Source organism: Bacillus sp. A260, assembly GCF_009861435.1.
GTDB classification, from domain to species: Bacteria; Bacillota; Bacilli; order Bacillales; family Bacillaceae_G; genus Bacillus_A; species Bacillus_A cereus.
In genome coordinates this window covers 2829567-2847644 of record NZ_CP046398.1, presented here as the reverse complement: position 1 = coordinate 2847644, position 18078 = coordinate 2829567, and the positions used below count along the sequence as shown (strand labels likewise).

Sequence of the window (18078 nt, the reverse complement as noted above, 5' to 3'; positions counted from 1 at the left end):
TGAGCAAAACCCCACTTATTAAAGTTTCACTTTATTTTCTTTAAAAAACCTTTTGGATTAAATGATATGAAAAATTTATGTTTAGACTCGTCGATTATGAAGTTATTATTTTTAGTTAAAAACTCATCTACAGCTTCCATCGGGCCAGGACCCCAATCGGGAAGAAGCGGATTTCCATTAATGGAGGTATCTTCTACAATCATATAACTGCCAGTAGTGACGATAGATTTATATAGTAATAGTTCTTTGGAGACATGTTCTTTACTATGATCAGAATCTAAAATAACTAAAACCACATCATCAGGTTTGCGCATGCTTACAATTGTTTGGATGGCCTGCACAGAAACAGAAGATGCTGTTAAATACGTAATCCGATTATGTGATGGCCGATTTGGCTGCGGAGTTATATCGATAGTAAGTACGTGACCTTTTCCAATTAAATCTAACATAGAAGCTAAATACAGTGCACTACCACCGTGAAAAGTCCCGCATTCAATAATTAAATCGGGCTTTAATTCATAAATAATTTCTTGATACAAAAAGAGATCAGAGGGAAGTTTACAGATTGGAACCCCGAACCAGTGTGTATCGTTTAACCACACGAGGCTGTTGTAATATTGGTTTAGAAATTCATTGCTTATATTATCGATTTTAAATTCTCCTTTCTAAAAAGGATTCTCTCGTTTGACGTAAAGTGTTTACGCATGAAAGTTGTACTATATATTATGTAGTAAGGAATTGTAAGGCGAGTGTTTTTACTTGAAAATAAGCCAAATAACTCATGTGGAAAATGAAAGGAAATGATCGTATGTACAAATACACAATTTGTTTTATTAGAAAAAGCGATAAAATACTGCTATTAAATAGAAATAAAAAGCCGAATATGGGGATGTGGAATGGTGTTGGAGGAAAAATAGAAGAGAATGAAACGCCATACGAAGGAATAATTAGAGAAACGTTTGAGGAAACGGGTATAGAACTTTCAAGTGTAACGTATAAAGGGACTGTTGTTTTTAAAGGTAAAGATGAGCCCCAGGCTAGTGAAGGAATGTATGTGTTCGTTGCTGATTTTCCAGATGGAATGCAAATGAATACACCATTACGTACGGCTGAAGGATTATTAGAATGGAAAGAAATTGATTGGATATTAGATGGTGATAATAGAGGTGTAGTTAGCAACTTACCAAAATACTTACCGACAGTAATAACAGAAGAAAATAAGTTAAAACATATATTCACGTACGATAACCGGAATATTATTAATTACACAACTGCATGTTTGACAGAAGATGATGCGAACAAGCGATATGAAAAACAACTCATTTCTCAATAGAAGAGGATAGTGAAAAATCACGTTTTGTTCTCATTATATATACGAAGTGATTATATGTTTCAGAAATACAATTTATTGGTCAGAATTGTAATATGTATGATATAACTTTTCTTATGGTGAAAGCGTAGAGAACATACGTAAACGGAACAAAAAAGAGGTGGCTTTGCCGCCTCCTTTTTGTTAGCTGTGAATCGCCTTAATCATAAATCGATGTTGCTTCACATCAAAATATCCTTTTTGTAAGATAATTTCATGTATACGATATAACTCCTCATAATACCTTTCGACAGTAAAATCAGGAATTTGCCACGGAATCGCTTTTAAATAGTAGACGATAGCGCCAATATCATAAAAGCGTTGGAAAGGGAATTCTTCCTTTGCTTCTAAAATAGTAAATCCAGTTTCCTCTAACTCACTACATGCTGCTTCAAGTGACCAACTTGCAAATTCGTTATTTAGCGGTGCGTTAAATTGCTCATTAAGTTCCACACAATCGAGACCACCAACTTGTTGTGTAAGGAAAATCCCATTTTGAGAAAGGATTCTTTTTACTTCAGAAGCAGCATATGATTCATGTTGGTTTAGGATTAGATTAAACTGACCATCTTGAAATGGCAATGCAGTATCATCGTTCACCTCTACAACAGTAACCCCTAAAGGCTCTAATTTCTTTCGAGCAATTGGCACGTTTGGAGCGTAGCCCTCAGTAGCATAAATAGTTGACGGGAACGGTTGTAACATAGATAAAAACTCTCCGCCGCCAGTTCCCATATCTAGCATTGATTTAGCGCGTTGCATAAGCTGGAAAGCAGTACTGCCGTACGACCATGATAAAGGCTCGCTCTTCATTCGGCCTGTTTCTGAAATGAAAGAAAAATCCCAACCGCTAAAATGTGTATTTGCACTTTCTAATAAAGTTAAAAATAATGGATCACGTTTCATAATTATGTCCTCCTATTTTTCAATGAATGATATGATGAGAAAGGAGAACGGAGAACGGGAGGACCTCTCATGAAAGAGAAGCGGTTTTACGTTTCGTGTTCGAATAGATTCATATAAATTTGCTCCTTGTGAGAATAGTAATTTATATATTCGGGATAATCGAGTGGGAATCCTTTGAGGGTATAAAAGAAGGCAGTTGTTTAATGAAAAAATAAATTGAGTTATCTAATTTTATAGTGTAATTGTTCATCCATACGCATAAAAAAATTATTCTCTCCATAAAATAGTAAAATTATATTGGAGGTTGAATTATGGAAAAATTCAGTGTATTTTCAATAACATTGATGACTTTTGGAATGTTATTATTTGGATTAAATAGAATAATAGATAGCTATTCTGAGCCTATTATCCTATTAGGGTATATTTCTTTTTTAATTGGAGTGGTTCTGAGTATTATAGCGATTGCTAGACGTGAAGATGGAAGATTAAAATTCATATCACTTATCTCTTTCTTTGTTCTCCTGTTTTTCATTACTTGGTTTGAGTCGTTTCAGGTACTACGAATTATTACTTGGCTAAAAAATATCTATTAAAATTTAAATTGTTGGTAAAAATGGGAAACCTTAAATTTAGGTTTCTTTTTATTATATTCGATTATCAATATTAAAACTTATTAGAGCCATTAATAAAAGAAATAGATATATAAACCGAGTGTAAAAATATTTTAATTCTTTGAAAACATTCAGCGATTTAGTATTCTTTATATATGGAATATTTTGTTTATGCGAAAAGAGGGCAAGGTGCTATATGAAAAGAATGAAAAATGTAATGTTAGTATTGTTATGTTTCTTATATTTCTTATGTTTAAGTGGGTGTAATTATAAAGATGACGATCAGGTGAAAAAATATGTGAAAAAAAGCACGGAATTGATGTGATTGTAACACATTGGGGTGCTATAAACGAAGGGAATATGGGGCATACATATCATACTGTTCAAGCAAAAAATAACAAAAATATTCAATTTAGAGTAGAGGTAGATGGCTTCTTATATTCAAGAATAAAAGGTGATGAATATCAATACGGAAAAAAAACATATGAGGAATATAAGAAATTTAAACCAATGCTAGAAGAAATTAAAAAATTAGGTTACGTGGAACCTGAAAATAAAAATGTTTTTCAATATATAGTGGATGATGATATAGAGGAGAAACCAACGGATACGTTATTATTAACTTTAAAAACGAGTGACAAGATTGATTACAGTCAATTTGAATCAAAAGAATTAGATCGTTTATATGCTCTAATCCAATTCATTCAGAAGAGTAATAGAAAGATAACAACACTTGAAATTGAGGATTATAATGGTGAATCTATAGGCTTGCCTTTTCAAAATGTGCAAAAAGCTATAACGAAAGAAGAACTGCTTTTAACAATGAAAAACACAGTAAGCGGTTATTGGACATATTTGGTTCAAACTGAAACAAAAGTAGGCGTAAGGTTAAATGAAATTCAAAATGATCGTTTTGAAATTGAGGATATTACTTGTCCACACCCGAAAGACGGCAATTGTCTAGAGTATGAATTGACATTAGTTTTCAATGACAGTGAGATAAAATATAGAAATGATCCATATGTAATAGATGATTTGAGAAAGGTAGTCACTATTCTTAAAGAAGAACTATATAATAAGGAATTTAACATATATTTAAGGAACAAGGATGGAACAAGTTATTCACTCTGGCTATCATCCGAAAAAATTAAGGAAAGTAATAACATAGAAGAGTTAGTAAAATAATGATATAAAGAAGAAATTTAAAGTACTTTTTATGTTTGTTATTTCTGTATTCAAAAGGAAAACCGCTTATGCTTCATTTTTGAAGCATAAGCGGTTTTGTTTAAAATACTTAAAAAGAAAAATTTTTTGGTAAAGTACCACTTTTTATTACTGTTCTTAGTCCATGTTTTATAATCCAAGGATTAATAGGATGCTGTTTATCACGTAATTGCTGTAACCATTGAAAAACGAGTTCTTTATCTTCTTTCGTAATATCGTTAATATGATTGGCTACAGATTTTTGAACATATTTAGAAGGGTCATTCATTAATGGTTCAAGAAGTTGTAAATTGTACTTAAAATCACCTTTTAGAGCTCCTATTTTTTTAGCCCAAGGAAGCCTTGGTCTTGTACCTTCAGAAACTAATCTTCTAATGTGGCTGTTTTCGTCATGAATCCACTGTTGCAATATGTCTAGTGTATCTTCATGATATGTTTCAAGAAAAGGCCGAATGGCATATTCAGCAGTATTCCTTTTCGTTATTTCATACATTGCATTGAACGAGATTTTAAAATCGTTAAGCCCATATTTTTCAACGTATTTTGCAAGAGGCATATACATATATCCATTTGTAAATGTGCCTACTTCTGTTGTATTTTCTGGTCCTAATGTCTTCAGTAATATATGTATTGCGGCATTAAAATCTTTTTGTAAAGCATTGTGTAATTCATCTGCAATTACTTCAATACGCTGTTTTAACTCTAAATTTTCAACTTTACAAGCTACAGAATCTACAAAGATGTTTTTAGAGAAATAAGAATCGTGTTTACAAATAGAATCAGCTATTTTTTCTGCTAATTCTTCATTAAATAAAAATTTTAACGGAACATATTTACCCATTTTTTCACCTCGGTGGTCAAATGAAAACAATTTTTATTTTTTAATCGACAATCCATAAACCAAAGTCTCACTCGGAGTCGTAATACTAAAACCTGTCGTCTTATAATCAAGTTTCACCGTATCACCAGTGTAGTCTTTCGTGAATGAATCCATTTGTACGATAAGCTCTGCATCTTCATATACAACATCATCTGCGTTATATGTATCCCAAATTAAATCGACATCAACGAAAATACTACAAGAGTTCGTCATTGTTCCTCTAATGCGAACGATCTTTTTATCTTCAAGTTCTAATCTATGTATAGCTGCTTTTGCTTCATCAGTAATGCGAATGTTCATTGTATCCCAACCTTTATTTATATTTCCTTTATTATTGCAAAAACAGGAGCAATAGGGAAGTAAAGAGGTTTGCAACAAAAAACGAGCAAACAAATTTGTTTGCTCGTTTCACTTTATTTTAGTTCACATTTATCAAGTGGAATCAATTTTGTTTTTTTCGTAAATTTATAACCTAACCATAGTACTAAGAAGAGTGGTAAACCGATGTAAGAAACGAGTACACCGTTCCAGTCGATTGACTCACCCATAAATGCCCCGTAGTTTTGTCCTAAAATTACGATGATACAAAGTGTAAATGCAAAGATTGGACCGAAGGGGAACCATTTTGCTCTATATGGTAAGTCATTTAAATCTTTTCCTTGTGCGATATACGCTTTACGGAAACGGTAATGACTAATTGCAATGCCGACCCAAGCGATAAAGCCAGACATTCCTGATGCATTTAATAACCAAATGTATACAACACCGTCACCGAATAAAGAAGCAATGAAAGCAATACTACCGACAATCGATGTTACGATTAATGCGTTAACAGGTACACCGCGGCTATCTAATTTACCAAGAAACTTTGGTGCCTTCCCTTGGCGAGCTAAATCCCAAAGCATACGAGTTGATGCATACATACCAGAGTTACCAGCAGATAGTACTGCCGTTAAAATAACAGCGTTCATAACAGAAGCAGCAAAGGCAACGCCCGCTTTTTCGAAAATAAGTGTAAATGGACTTACTGTTACATCACTTGCAGCAAGACTTTCAGTTGTATAAGGAATTAATAAACCGATAACGAGAATCGCAAGGATATAGAATAAAAGAATACGCCAAAAGATTGAACGAATTGCTTTTGGGATATTACGTTCTGGATCAGATGTTTCACCAGCAGCTACTCCTAATAGTTCAGTACCTTGGAATGAGAAACCAGCTGCCATAAACACACCGATAATTGCCATGATACCGCCGTTAAATGGTGCATCTGCAACAGTGAAGTTTTTGAAGCCAACCGTTTCGCCGCCCATAATTCCAAAAATCATCATGAAACCAACAATTAAAAAGATAATAATCGTAACTACTTTAATAAGTGCGAACCAATATTCAGATTCACCAAACCCTTTAACAGATAAGTAGTTTAAAAGGAAAATAATAGCTAAACATAATCCGCTCCAAATAAGAGAAGGGGTATCTGGGAACCAAAATTTCATAATTAATGTTACAGCAGCTAGTTCAGCAGCAATCGTAATTGCCCAGTTATACCAATAGTTCCATCCAAGTGCAAAGCCAAGTGATGGATCAACAAATTTTGTTGCGTACGTACTAAAAGATCCAGTAACAGGCATGTAAGCTGCGAGTTCAGCTAAGCTTGTCATTAAAAAGTAAACCATAATTCCAATTGCGGCGTATGCAATTAATGCACCACCAGGTCCAGCTGAATGGATGACACCACCGCTGGCAAGAAATAGTCCGGTACCAATTGTACCGCCGAGAGAAATCATCGTAAGGTGACGAGATTTTAATCCGCGTTTTAATTCACCTTGTCCTTGTGTAGTTTGCGTTTTAGAGGTAGATTGATTTGTTGCGCTATTCATGTTCAACACTCCTTTTCTTGTAGGTTAGGAAGGAGCGGGGGAGAAAAATACAAAAAACCGCCAAAGGAATTTGGCGGAACGTTTCACAAATAACCACCCCATCATACCCTTCCGTTAAGATAGCACCCCACGTTTACACGGTAATTTTGTAAACGTGACAGTTCTGTTCCTTTCGGAGACAGCCCCAGCTCATATTTCCAGAGAAGAAATATAAACTTCGGCAACTTTTCCTTTCAAACGGAGTCGGTGACATTCTCTGTGTCTCGTCCGTCGTACTCTTAAAAGTCGCAACCTCTACCTCATCGGATTGATGAGGATTTGATATATTGCTAAGATTTTTAATATATGGCAATTGTAATGACTTTCTGAATATATTGCAAGATATTTTGTTAGGAAAAGTCAAAAAATATCGGTTATTGTATAGGAAACGCTTGCAAAACTCCACCCGAACCTACTATTATGTAGCAATAAGCAAAGAAAAAATTGTTATACAAATGTTTCGCAAAAAATATTGAAAAACCCTCTAAATTAAAAGAAAATTCAGAAAAATATAATTCGACATTCATAATAAAGTCATATTATTTGTTATAATTAGAGTAACGTTTAAGCAAAAAGGGGAAATCAAAATGAAATTAGAAACAGAAAGGCTCTATATAGTGCCGTGTACAGAAGAGAGGATTCAAGTCGCTAACGAGCAAGGATACAATAGCGGCCCGCATATTGTAGGGCATGTAAAGAATGTAAAACAAGATGCAACTTTATTACCATGGGGGGCGTGGTATGTTCTTCGAAAAGAAGATGATAGCGTTTTAGGTGATATTGGGTTTAAAGGGAAACCAAATGAGGATCAAACAGTAGAAATTGGCTATGGATTCATTGAGAAATATTGGAATCAGGGCTATGCAACAGAAGCTGTAAAAGAACTAATCGATTGGGCTTTCAAAACAGGTGAGGTAGAAACAATAATTGCAGAGACACTTCTAGATAATTATAGTTCGATGCGTGTTTTAGAAAAGTTACATATGAAGAGAGTAAATGCTACAGAAATGATGATTAATTGGAAAATAGAAAAATAAAAAATACCGCTCTAAATTGAGCGGTATTTTTTATAGTTATGGTAGCATTTGCTTCTGATCATTCGGATACTCAGCCGTTGACGTATTAGGACGATTGGAATGATTACGAACAGCAATGAAAATAGAAATAATAACGACAAGACCAACTGCAACGTAAGAAAGTGAAATAATAGTTGGATCCACTTTAAATGTAGTAAGCAGTGTACGAATGTTTGTAAAGATAATAAGACCACCAACTAATACGCCAAGTAAATGAGAAGGAACGATGCGAACTAGCCATGCCGCGATTGGTGCCGCTACGATACCACCGAGCATGAGAGAAAATACCCAAATCCAGCTTACTTGTTCCCAGCCAAGTGAGATGAAGAAGCCGATTGTTGCAGCGAGTGAAACAGGAAATTCACTCGTATCTACAGATCCAATAACTTTTCTAGCTTCATTTCCTCTTGCTAGAAGAACAGGTGTCGTAATCGGCCCCCAACCACCGCCACCAGTTGAATCAACGAATCCAGCGAATAAACCAAGCGGCACAAGTTGTTTTGCAGACATACGCTTATTTGAAGTGACAATTTGTTTTTGAATGATGAATCGTAATAAAATATAAACCCCTAAAGTAAATAAAAATACGGAAATGTACGGTTTAATTACATCACCAGGTAAATTGCTTAAAAAACATGCCCCAACAAATGCGCCGATTGCCCCAGGTAATGTAAGCCTGGAAACTGTATATTTATCAACGTTTCCAAATTTGATATGAGATGCGCCAGAAGCTGCAGTTGTAACGACTTCAGCTAAATGAACCGATGCGGAAGCTACAGCCGGTGCAATACCAAACATTAATAATAGTGAAGTAGACGTTACCCCATACGCCATTCCGAGTGCTCCATCGATCAGTTGAGCGAAAAATCCAATAATAGCAAAGACAATTAATTTCTGCATAAATAATCCCCCTGTAATAATAAATGAAAAAGACACTTTTCCCGTATGAGAAAAGTGCCTTTGGTTTTTCCAATCAGCAATAATTAAATTTGTTTCATTATAATACATATTAATCGTATAAATCAACTAGGTTTTAAAGTTTTTGAATTGAATGAAAGAAAAATAAAATATACAATAAAAGGATGGAGAGAAAGGGGAGAAAGAATATGTTAGCATTTGATCATCTCGTTCACGCAGTGCAATATACACCGGAGGAAGCGGCAAAACAAATGCAGGAGCTTGGATTTCATACTGTATTAGGCGGAGAGCATACTACTTGGGGTACTTGGAATAGTTTAAGTTATTTTGACTTATCATACATAGAATTTTTAGCAGTTCAGCATGAAGAAAAAGCGAAAGAAGCAGAAAATCCATTAGTACAAGAAACAGTGGTGAAACTACAAAATGGAGAAGGAATGCTACAAATCGCGATCCGAACAGATGCAATTGAGGAGCTAGCAGTTAACTTTAATAAGTACGGCTTACATACGATAGGGCCATTTGAAGGGAAACGCATGAGAAAAGATGGCCGGCTTTTAGAATGGAAAATATTATTTGTTAAGCAAGAAGAGAACGGACCGAAATTACCTTTCTTTATACAGTGGAATGAAACGGACGAAGAAAGAAGAAACGATTTACGTAACAGTGGGATGATCACTGAACATAAAAACAAAGTGCAACAAATTGAAACGATTCATTACGCAGTAAAAAACGTTCGAGAAACAGTAAGGAAATGGAAAAAAGTAATGGGACTATCTACAAGCTCAGTTGTGAAAAATGAAAAATGGAATGCTGAGAGTCAAAGTGTAGTGTTTGGAAATATTCATGTGCAGTTTTGTGAACCGATTGGAGAAGGGCTAGTACTAGAACATTTGAATAAGAATGGCGAATATCCATTTGCAGTAGAGTTTAAAGGTGGAGATAAACGAGAGCATGAAGTGCTAGGTAGTTTGTACATATATTAATAGAGGTGAACGTTGTGAAAGAAATGCTTAGGGAGATAGAGAGAATACTAGAATGGCCTCGTATGTTAAAAGCGACTGTTATTTCAAAAGGCTTTTCATTCGATGAGAAATATAAAATTGAATTAGAGAGTGGGGCCTCGTATTTTATTAAAGTATGCGATTCATCATATTTTGAACGGAAGCAGGAAGAATATGAATATATGCAGCAGCTAGATTCTTTACATATTCCTATGCCAAAATTAATTCATTTTATTAGTCTTACTAAATTCAATAAATGTGTACAAGTTTTTGAATGGATTGATGGATTAGATGGTGAAGATATATTAAGAACGTTGTCTACAGAAGAGCAGTATAGGGCTGGAAAAAAGGCTGGAGAAGTACTAAAAAAGATTCATTTAGTTGAAAAAGAAGATAAAAGTAATTCATGGGAAATGTCTATATGGAGTAAATATGAGAGATACTTAGAAGCGTTGAAAGAATATGAAGTAGACTTTTTTCGTTTAAATACAGTGATAGATTTTGTAGGAAATCATAAAGATTTATTAAAAAATCGTCCCATCGTATTTTTACATGACGATTTTCATCCGGCTAATATAATGATTGACCAAAATGAGTTTCGGGCTGTCATTGATTTTGCTAGATTCGATATTGGTGATCCTATTCATGATTTTTATAAAGTAGCACTATTTACAACGAATATAAGCAAACCATTTGCGGTTGGACAAGTTCACGGTTATTGCGGAGGAGAACCTGATCTACATTTTTGGAAACTGTACTCATTATATGCAGCAATGATATTCCCGGCTGATATCGTATGGACAAACCGAAGCACACCATATTTATTAGATGATATGAAGGAAAGATTAAATGGAATTTTAGAAGATCATAATGATTTTTCATCCTATATTCCAAAATGGTATCAATCAAGCGAATTTAATAAATAAAGGAGTAATTTATATGGATAAAATAGCAGTAATTTCAGATATTCACGGTAATATTCAAGCATTAGAATCCGTGTTGAATGATATTAAATTAAGAGGAATCGAGCGCATTATTTGCCTTGGAGATTTAGTAGGAAAAGGACCTCATTCCAGTGAAGCAATTGAAATCATTCGTAAAGAATGTGAAGTAGTCGTAATGGGAAACTGGGATGATTTTATTACAAAGCCGACTGAATTTGAAGCATTAAAATGGCATCAAAAACAATTATCGGAAGAACAAAATGATTATTTAAGAAGTTTACCATTTTCAATCGAATTTTTTATGAGTGGAAAACTCATTCGTATGTTTCACGCTTCACCGAGAAGTTTATATGAAAGAATTCAACCACACGCTTCAAGAGAAGAACGTATTAGTATGTTCGAAAATAGTGATCTGACAGAAAATATAGAAGGAGAAAGAAAACCAGATGTCGTTTGTTACGGCGATGTTCACCAAGCGTTCGTTCAAAATTTCAGAGGGAAAACGTTATGTAATGCCGGTAGCGTAGGAAACCCACTTGAAATAACGCAAGCTTCCTATTTAATATTTGAAGGAACATATAATGAAAAAGAAGCGGCGAGCTTTTCTATTCAACTTGTACGAGTACCGTATGATATTGAATTAGCTATCAGATTAGCAGAAGAACTCGAAATGCCAGAAATTGAAGAGTATAAGCAAGAGTTACGGACGGCCTTATATCGGGGGTTTAAGGGGAAGTAAGCTAATAATATATCAACGATTTTTCAAATATATCTATCATAACTTAAAATATATCAACGATTTTTTCGATATATCAACGATTCGACAAAGGATATCGATTTACCGACAAATAGTGACATGAATTGTTACTTATAATTATATTATGTAAACTAATTATAAAGGGAGATATCATGAACCGAAAACAACGAATCAAAGAAATTGCAGATCATATTGTAAAGCTAAACTTAACCTATCCAACAAGAGTTGGAGTAAGTGGTATTACAGCATCAGGAAAAACAACATTTGCAAACGAATTAGCGGAAGAAATAAAAAAACGAGGATTACCAGTAACACGCGCCAGCATTGATGATTTTCATAATCCAAGAGTGATTCGCTATGCAAAAGGAAAAGAATCTGCAAGAGGGTATTATGAAGATGCACACGATTATACAGCTTTCAAAGAAAGATTATTAATGCCTTTAGGACCTAACGGGAATTTACAGTATGAAACGATTTCTCATAACTTAATAACGGATATGTCTGTACATAATGAGCCGCTATTGGCCACGCAAAATATGATATTAATAGTAGATGGAACGTTTCTATTGAAAAAAGACGTTGCGTATTTATTTGATTACAAAATCTTTGTAGATACAAATTTTGAGATTGCGAGAAAACGTGGTGCTAAGCGGGAAACTGAAGCTTTTGGAAGTTATGAAGAAGCAGAGAAGATGTTTTTGAACAGATATCATGCGGCCTGTAAGTTGTATATAGATGAGCATAATCCGAAAGAACTTGCAGATGTTTTATTTGAAAATAGTAAATTTGATGATCCAGTAGTTCTATTTAAAAGACATTAATACAGTTTATATAGGAGGAATGAACATTTGTTTAGATGGTTTCAAAAAAATAATAAAGTGAATGAAGAGAAGGATGGACAATATTTAGAAATCAAAAATGAACAGATAAATGAACAGTTAAAACAAAAAATAATGGAACTAGAGAGTATAAGTGAAGACATTTGCAGTAAGTATCAAAAAATATATGAAGAACGTTTTGCGCAAAATGGTAAATTAAATTTGAAGCTGTCAATTAAAAGAGATATAGACGGTGATGAATTAGAAGGACTAACATCTAACAATTGTTTAGACTATGAATATAGATCAGAAATTAATTTTGAATATGATGCTTCAAAATCATGGGAAGTCTGTACTATTTCGCTTTGGTACTATCACCAAGGATATCGAAAAAGTAGTAGCATAGGAACACTTTATAGCGGAACGATTAATGAATTAGAAGAAGAAGTTAAAGTAACATTGGAAGAACTGTTACATAGTGAAGATAATTAATGATTCCATTTTATATTGCGTTAAGAATGGGTTTAATTTTATGATACTAATAGGGAATAATTTAGAAAGAGAAATTTAAAGGGGATAAAAAAATGACAGAAGTACTAGAACTAAAAGAAGAACTACTACAAATTAAAAATAATAATTATGCTGTACCAGAAGACGTAGATGCATATCCATATGCGCAGTGGATGCTAGATTATATCGGATCACCAGATGCTGAATTACGTGATGATTTAATTTATAGTACGCTTCATACATGGATTACAAATGATGTGTTTAGACAAAAAGAATTACGAGGGTTAATGCTACAAGCAATTAGCCCTGATTATTTATTTTATAAAATCGGTGAAAAGGGAACAGACTCTGTTTTTAAACGTGCATTCTCTGTATTAATTCCACCACTTATTTTATCTGTTCATGAAAGAGAACCGTTGTTATCGGAAGAACAATTGTACAGTGTGGCAGAACAAGTGTTGGAATATGTATATTTAGAAGAAGATGTAAGGGGCTATGTAGAAGGAAAAGGCTGGGCACACTCTACTGCACATGCAGCAGATGCACTTGATGCTTTAGCACGTACAATACAAAATCGTGAGTTCTCATATGCAATACTAGCTGCCGTTCGTCAGAAGGTACGCTTACATGACTACGTTTACATTCACTTTGAGGATGAGAGATTAGTAGCACCAATTATGTCGTTACGTAACCAAAATCTTTTAACTGAAGAAGAGTGGAGCAACTGGTTACATAGTATAGCAACTGTTGAGGACATCCGACATCCGCAGCATGCTATTTTAGTACAAAATATTAGATCGTTCTTAAGAAGTTTATATTTCAGAGTTTTAGAGACAGAGGGTAGCACAGCCTTTACAGATGATATATTGGAGACTTTGAAAGGGTTGCGTAGGTATTAAAAATACGTTTTTCTAAGAGAAAAGTACATAAAACCACTACCTCCCAACCATACTAATAAAATGTGTTGGAGGTGAGTTTTATGGACAAAAAAGACTTTGAAAAGGTGTATAATGATTATTTACATCAAGGAGAAGAGCAAGCTCAATTTGAAGTAGGCCATGAAGTCAATACAGGAGCAGAACAAATTGTTGCTGTTCGTAAAAATGATGATGGAGATTTAATAGCGTTTAAAACAAGTAGCGGGAGAGAGTTAGATTATATGACTGCTCTTAATGAAGCGAAATCAGGGAAGTTAGCTCATGTGGACGTATTTCATAAGTATGGCAGAGATATTATACGTAGTGAACCGGATGGAATAAAAGAAAATAACTTAGATAATTTACCTTCATTTTAAACGGGTAAACCTCAAGAAGAGAATGTTCATTACGATATTCTCTTCTTTGTTTTGCGAAGTTTTCCTAGCAAATAGACGATTCATTTTTAAAGTGCGATCATACTTTTAAAGAGCGCTCTAAATTTCTCTTTATCTTCTGCTGTAAATGGTTTCGGTCCTTTTGTACGCTTACCACTTTTTCGAACCATTGCACTTAAATATCGTGTTTGTAACAATTGTTCAATGTTATCATTCGTATACTTATAGCCTTTATGGTGTAGTACGATACAGCCTTTTGCTAAAGCGAGCGAAGCAAGACCGTAATCTTGTGTTACGATTAAATCTTCTTTTTTTGCTAACTGCATAATTCGGTAATCAGCAGCATCTGCTCCGGAATCAACATATATTGTTTCCACACCTTTCGGCTGCTCTGCATTAGAATAATGAGAAAAACTAGTAACGAGTGTAACAGGAATTTCCGCATTCGTAGCTTCAAAAATAATTACATCTTTTACAGGACAAGCATCTGCATCAACGTAAATTTTCATTTTTATCACTCCTATAAATAGGTTCGTGTTGATAATAATGGTAGATTTAGGTTTTGTCAAATGAGTAATATCTTCCTCAATTTAATACGTATGTATTTTTATAAAATAAACGGATATTTCGAACTAAATAACGAATGTACTATAGATTTTAATAAGTGGTTATATGTAGTGATGTGAAAATTTCTTAATACGAAAGTATTAGGAAGTTTTATTTGAATTTCATTCTGCGGATTGATTTTTAATAGTGTTTATTTGGATAAAATAGCAATAGAATATATATAAATAAAATGTATTTTAAATTAGAGGATCATTTCATGTTACTGCTCTATGCAATGGTTTCAAAAGATAAGTAAGTCTGAAATTAATCAGGAGGGCCGAATGAGGAGTTTCGATTTATCACAAACAACTATTAATATATCAAAAAATGATCTTATTTATAAAACGAATGATAATAAGTATTGGGTGTATGAAGTGATTTTTCAATCGCATGAAGGCATACCACCTCATAGCCATCCATTTGGAGAAGATTGTGCAGTTGTGTTGTCAGGTCATTTGGATTATTATATTTCAAATAAAATAATGATTCGTGCATCAAAAGGAGAGATTGTGTTTGGGTGGAAGAACCATATACATGGCTATAAAAATAATGAAACAGAACCCTTGCATCTATTAATTTTCGTTGCGCCGAATAAAATTGGGCTAGAATATTTACCTGATGATGATTCAAAAATTGTGCACGTACCGGAAGAAAAGCGAATAATGAAGCTTTCCGAATATCAAGTAGTACATTCCCCTTTTTCTTCTTTTGAAAGAATAAAAATAGATGGTGAATATTCAGAAGCATATAATGAGAATGGACTTATGGTGTTTATTGATATCGAAAATAAACAAATGTATATATTTGAGGGTGAGAATGTGGAGATAAAAACTTCAAATCCCATAGTATTTATTAAGTATACAGCTAGATTGTGAGAATGGAGAGTTGCTTTTCTGTATTTATAATAGATATGTAGTTAAGAATATTAAAGAGGAATATTTTACAGAAAATAGGGGATGAGTTTTATTATTTAACTTGTAGACAACGAAATAGAAATGACCATTTATTGAGGAGAGCGATATTTATATGCAGTTATATTTTTATAATGAAAACTTCAGAAATATAATAAATCAATATACATTGTCAGAAGAGCAGCTTTGTTATACAGGTTTACCCAAAAAGCTTGTAAAACTATCGAGTGAGGATTCAGATCGGCATTCAATTTTAGCTATGAAAGATAATGAGCTTGTAACGTTTTTTGTTTTACATAAAAATGACGGGGTTAAACCATATACAAATAATGAAAAATCTATTTTAATAAGAGCATTTTCAACAGATTTTCACCATCAAGGGAAAGGATATGCAAAACAAGCTTTAAAGATATTACCTGACTTTGTCCGAAATAACTTCTTAGGTATAAATGAAATTATTTTAGCAGTAAACGTTAAAAATGTAGCTGCACAATCTTTATATGAAAAATGTGGTTTTTGTGATAATGGGGTTAGAAGGATGGGGCGGAAAGGTGAATTAATCATAATGAGTTACAATTTATAAGAATCATTCTTAGAAGTAGGGAAGAAAGATAAAGAAAAACGAAAAATTTCGAAAAGAAAGCCCCTGTATCAATCATCAGGAGCTTTCTTATAATTTAATTTTGGAATGAAGCTTCTTTTCATTATTTTTTGCTTACTTATTATCTGGAGTTAATGAATAAAGAAGTTTTAAATGTATTAAAAAGTTATTTTATTTCCCACAAACCAAAATAGCCTCCCGCAAACGAGAAATACCTTCCTCAATTTGACTAATATTCACTTTTCCATAAGATAAACGTATATAACCATCTTTTGCGCCGAAAATACTACCTGGCATAAAAGCAATTTCTTGTTTTAAACTTTGCATAATAAGTTGTTTTTCGTTTATCGGTTCTTTTAATTTTCCCCATATGTATATTCCACCGGTCGGATTTGAAAAAGAGATTTTATCATGAAGTTGCTCGTTTAGAGCGTGGACGATAACGTCTCTTTTTTCTGCTAGTTGTTTTCGTAACGGTACGATATGCGACTGAAATGGTACAGTTTCAAAAAATTGTTGCATAAGCCACTGTGGGAAAATGCTCATACCTAATTCCATTTGGTGCCTTGCGTCGGATAACCTTTCTACTACAGACTGCGGGGCAACGAGCCAACCAACTCGTAAGCCTGGTGCAATCATTTTTGATAAAGAATGTACATAAATGACAGTTCCATTTTCATCAATTGATTTCAAAGTAGGGCAAGGTTGTTTCTTTTCTAGCGTAAGTAAACTAGACGGATCATCTTCCACAATCGCAATTCGTAAGTCTGCACAAAGTGATAATAGTTTTTTTCTACGGTTTGGATGAAGCATCGTCCCCGTAGGGTTTTGGAAATTTGGATTTAAAAAAATCATTTTAATGCGGTGCTTTCTATATAACTCCTGTACATCATCTGGGTTAATGCCGTGTTCATCAACAGGTAATGGGAAAATACGAATACCTGCTGATTGGAATAGAGGCAGGGAATAACAGTGTGAAGGACTTTCGAAAGCAACAGCATCACCTGGATTTAATAAACATTGCACGATAAGGTGAAGTGCTTGCTGTGCGCCAGATGTAATCATAATGGATTGTTCAGTCGCCTCAACTTTTAAATATTCCTTCATATATTTTACGACCGCTTGTCTTAGCGGGAGATAGCCTTGCGGATGATCGTAACTTAATGAATGCGTTAACGGTTGTTCACGTAAAATCGCTTGTAGTTGATTGTGGGGATAAAGATTACAACCGAGCTCTCCGTTTGCAAAATCAATAATATTTTCATTTTGTTGTACTTCTGCCCGAATATGGCGAAGTAGTGGTAAGTTTGGTAAAAAAGTACCACCTTCTACGAAATTTCTCCAGTTCGGCGTTAATGTTGGAGAAACACCCCACATATGTGTACTCACGCGTGTTCCTTTACCAGTCGTACTCTCTACAATTCCCATAGCACGTAGTTCATTATAAGCAGTCGTTACTGTACTTCTGTTTACATTTAACTGCGTAGCTAATTTCCGTTCTGAAGGGAGGAAGCTTCCGGGAGGAAGTTCTCCATATGTAATACGTTTTTCAATAAAGTCAACAACTTGCTGATAAATAGGGATTTTACTGTCACTATCTAGTTTCCATTCCATAAAAAACGCCTCCGTATCTCTTATATACATCAAGTATAGCAAATTGGCTGGGTAAAAAAACAGCCAATTGGACGGTGTTATATCCAGCCAATTTTACT

At 34.0% G+C, this 18078-nt stretch carries 20 protein-coding genes, 1 pseudogene and 1 riboswitch; of the genes and pseudogenes, 13 read left to right on the top strand and 8 right to left on the bottom strand.

Going from position 1 to position 18078, the window contains the following annotated elements; genetic code table 11:
• Window positions 1-26: 26 nt before the first annotated feature.
• On the bottom strand, window positions 27-650 hold the full coding sequence (locus GD442_RS14445; protein ID WP_265736937.1) for a cephalosporin hydroxylase family protein: 624 nt from the start codon (window positions 648-650) through the stop codon (window positions 27-29).
• A gap of 158 nt (window positions 651-808) precedes the next feature.
• On the opposite strand from GD442_RS14445, the gene GD442_RS14440 reads away from it, so the two are divergent.
• On the top strand, window positions 809-1333 hold the full coding sequence (locus GD442_RS14440) for an NUDIX hydrolase (protein WP_002182860.1): 525 nt from the start codon (window positions 809-811) through the stop codon (window positions 1331-1333).
• A 180-nt stretch (window positions 1334-1513) separates the two neighbouring features.
• Here GD442_RS14440 and GD442_RS14435 read toward each other — a convergent pair whose 3' ends face one another.
• Complete coding sequence (locus GD442_RS14435; protein ID WP_000817574.1) at window positions 1514-2275, bottom strand: class I SAM-dependent methyltransferase; 762 nt, start codon at window positions 2273-2275, stop codon at window positions 1514-1516.
• 311 nt (window positions 2276-2586) lie between these two features.
• Between GD442_RS14435 and GD442_RS14430 the strand changes: the two genes are divergently transcribed.
• Both GD442_RS14430 and GD442_RS14425 read left to right on the top strand, forming a co-directional pair.
• On the top strand, window positions 2587-2868 hold the full coding sequence (locus GD442_RS14430) for a hypothetical protein (protein ID WP_000410607.1): 282 nt from the start codon (window positions 2587-2589) through the stop codon (window positions 2866-2868).
• Between the two features lie 214 nt (window positions 2869-3082).
• Window positions 3083-4071, top strand: a pseudogene (locus tag GD442_RS14425) (hypothetical protein).
• A 109-nt stretch (window positions 4072-4180) separates the two neighbouring features.
• Here GD442_RS14425 and GD442_RS14420 read toward each other — a convergent pair.
• From GD442_RS14420 to GD442_RS14410, 3 genes are all read right to left on the bottom strand, one after another.
• The gene (locus GD442_RS14420; RefSeq protein WP_159365111.1) at window positions 4181-4951 is read right to left on the bottom strand and encodes a DNA alkylation repair protein; all 771 of its coding nucleotides are present in this window, start codon (window positions 4949-4951) and stop codon (window positions 4181-4183) included.
• Between the two features lie 33 nt (window positions 4952-4984).
• Window positions 4985-5290 (bottom strand): iron-sulfur cluster biosynthesis family protein, encoded by a 306-nt coding sequence (locus GD442_RS14415; protein ID WP_001026167.1) that lies wholly within the window; start codon window positions 5288-5290, stop codon window positions 4985-4987.
• A 113-nt stretch (window positions 5291-5403) separates the two neighbouring features.
• A complete protein-coding gene (locus GD442_RS14410; protein WP_001083385.1) occupies window positions 5404-6870 on the bottom strand; it encodes an amino acid permease in 1467 nt (488 codons plus the stop codon).
• A gap of 112 nt (window positions 6871-6982) precedes the next feature.
• Window positions 6983-7175, bottom strand: a riboswitch (Lysine riboswitch).
• A gap of 321 nt (window positions 7176-7496) precedes the next feature.
• Here GD442_RS14410 and GD442_RS14405 point away from each other — a divergent pair.
• Window positions 7497-7946, top strand: a complete 450-nt coding sequence (locus GD442_RS14405; RefSeq protein WP_000764607.1) for a GNAT family N-acetyltransferase — start codon at window positions 7497-7499, stop codon at window positions 7944-7946.
• A 36-nt stretch (window positions 7947-7982) separates the two neighbouring features.
• Here the strand turns inward: GD442_RS14405 and GD442_RS14400 are convergent, their stop codons facing one another.
• Complete coding sequence (locus GD442_RS14400; protein ID WP_002041401.1) at window positions 7983-8993, bottom strand: sulfite exporter TauE/SafE family protein; 1011 nt, start codon at window positions 8991-8993, stop codon at window positions 7983-7985.
• Window positions 8994-9091: 98 nt separating this feature from the next.
• Here GD442_RS14400 and GD442_RS14395 point away from each other — a divergent pair, with 98 nt between their 5' ends.
• The 7 genes from GD442_RS14395 to GD442_RS14365 all read left to right on the top strand — a co-directional run bounded on the left by GD442_RS14395 (window position 9092) and on the right by GD442_RS14365 (window position 14230).
• Window positions 9092-9889, top strand: a complete 798-nt coding sequence (locus GD442_RS14395; protein WP_000879129.1) for a VOC family protein — start codon at window positions 9092-9094, stop codon at window positions 9887-9889.
• Between the two features lie 14 nt (window positions 9890-9903).
• A complete protein-coding gene (locus tag GD442_RS14390) occupies window positions 9904-10833 on the top strand; it encodes an aminoglycoside phosphotransferase family protein (protein WP_000661756.1) in 930 nt (309 codons plus the stop codon).
• Window positions 10834-10846: 13 nt separating this feature from the next.
• Complete coding sequence (locus GD442_RS14385; protein ID WP_000357656.1) at window positions 10847-11590, top strand: metallophosphoesterase family protein; 744 nt, start codon at window positions 10847-10849, stop codon at window positions 11588-11590.
• 170 nt (window positions 11591-11760) lie between these two features.
• The gene (locus GD442_RS14380; protein WP_001080563.1) at window positions 11761-12429 is read left to right on the top strand and encodes a nucleoside/nucleotide kinase family protein; all 669 of its coding nucleotides are present in this window, start codon (window positions 11761-11763) and stop codon (window positions 12427-12429) included.
• 27 nt (window positions 12430-12456) lie between these two features.
• Window positions 12457-12918, top strand: coding sequence for a hypothetical protein (locus GD442_RS14375; protein WP_000490272.1), 462 nt, complete (start codon window positions 12457-12459; stop codon window positions 12916-12918).
• Window positions 12919-13010: 92 nt separating this feature from the next.
• Window positions 13011-13835 carry a DUF2785 domain-containing protein gene (locus GD442_RS14370; RefSeq protein WP_000141232.1) on the top strand — a complete coding sequence of 275 codons (825 nt, stop codon included), beginning with the start codon at window positions 13011-13013 and terminating at the stop codon, window positions 13833-13835.
• A gap of 80 nt (window positions 13836-13915) precedes the next feature.
• Complete coding sequence (locus GD442_RS14365) at window positions 13916-14230, top strand: DUF3892 domain-containing protein (RefSeq protein WP_000358176.1); 315 nt, start codon at window positions 13916-13918, stop codon at window positions 14228-14230.
• 86 nt (window positions 14231-14316) lie between these two features.
• Here the strand turns inward: GD442_RS14365 and GD442_RS14360 are convergent, their stop codons facing one another.
• Complete coding sequence (locus tag GD442_RS14360) at window positions 14317-14757, bottom strand: YaiI/YqxD family protein (protein WP_000708761.1); 441 nt, start codon at window positions 14755-14757, stop codon at window positions 14317-14319.
• Window positions 14758-15135: 378 nt separating this feature from the next.
• Between GD442_RS14360 and GD442_RS14355 the strand changes: the two genes are divergently transcribed.
• Together GD442_RS14355 and GD442_RS14350 are read left to right on the top strand one after the other, a co-directional pair.
• Window positions 15136-15729, top strand: a complete 594-nt coding sequence (locus GD442_RS14355) for a cupin domain-containing protein (protein ID WP_001255985.1) — start codon at window positions 15136-15138, stop codon at window positions 15727-15729.
• Between the two features lie 151 nt (window positions 15730-15880).
• Window positions 15881-16348 carry a GNAT family N-acetyltransferase gene (locus tag GD442_RS14350; RefSeq protein ID WP_001177778.1) on the top strand — a complete coding sequence of 156 codons (468 nt, stop codon included), beginning with the start codon at window positions 15881-15883 and terminating at the stop codon, window positions 16346-16348.
• Between the two features lie 189 nt (window positions 16349-16537).
• Here the strand turns inward: GD442_RS14350 and pdxR are convergent, their stop codons facing one another.
• Window positions 16538-17980: a MocR-like pyridoxine biosynthesis transcription factor PdxR gene (gene pdxR / locus GD442_RS14345; protein WP_000454943.1), complete on the bottom strand. Its 1443-nt coding sequence runs from the start codon at window positions 17978-17980 to the stop codon at window positions 16538-16540.
• Between the last annotated feature and the right edge of the window lie 98 nt (window positions 17981-18078).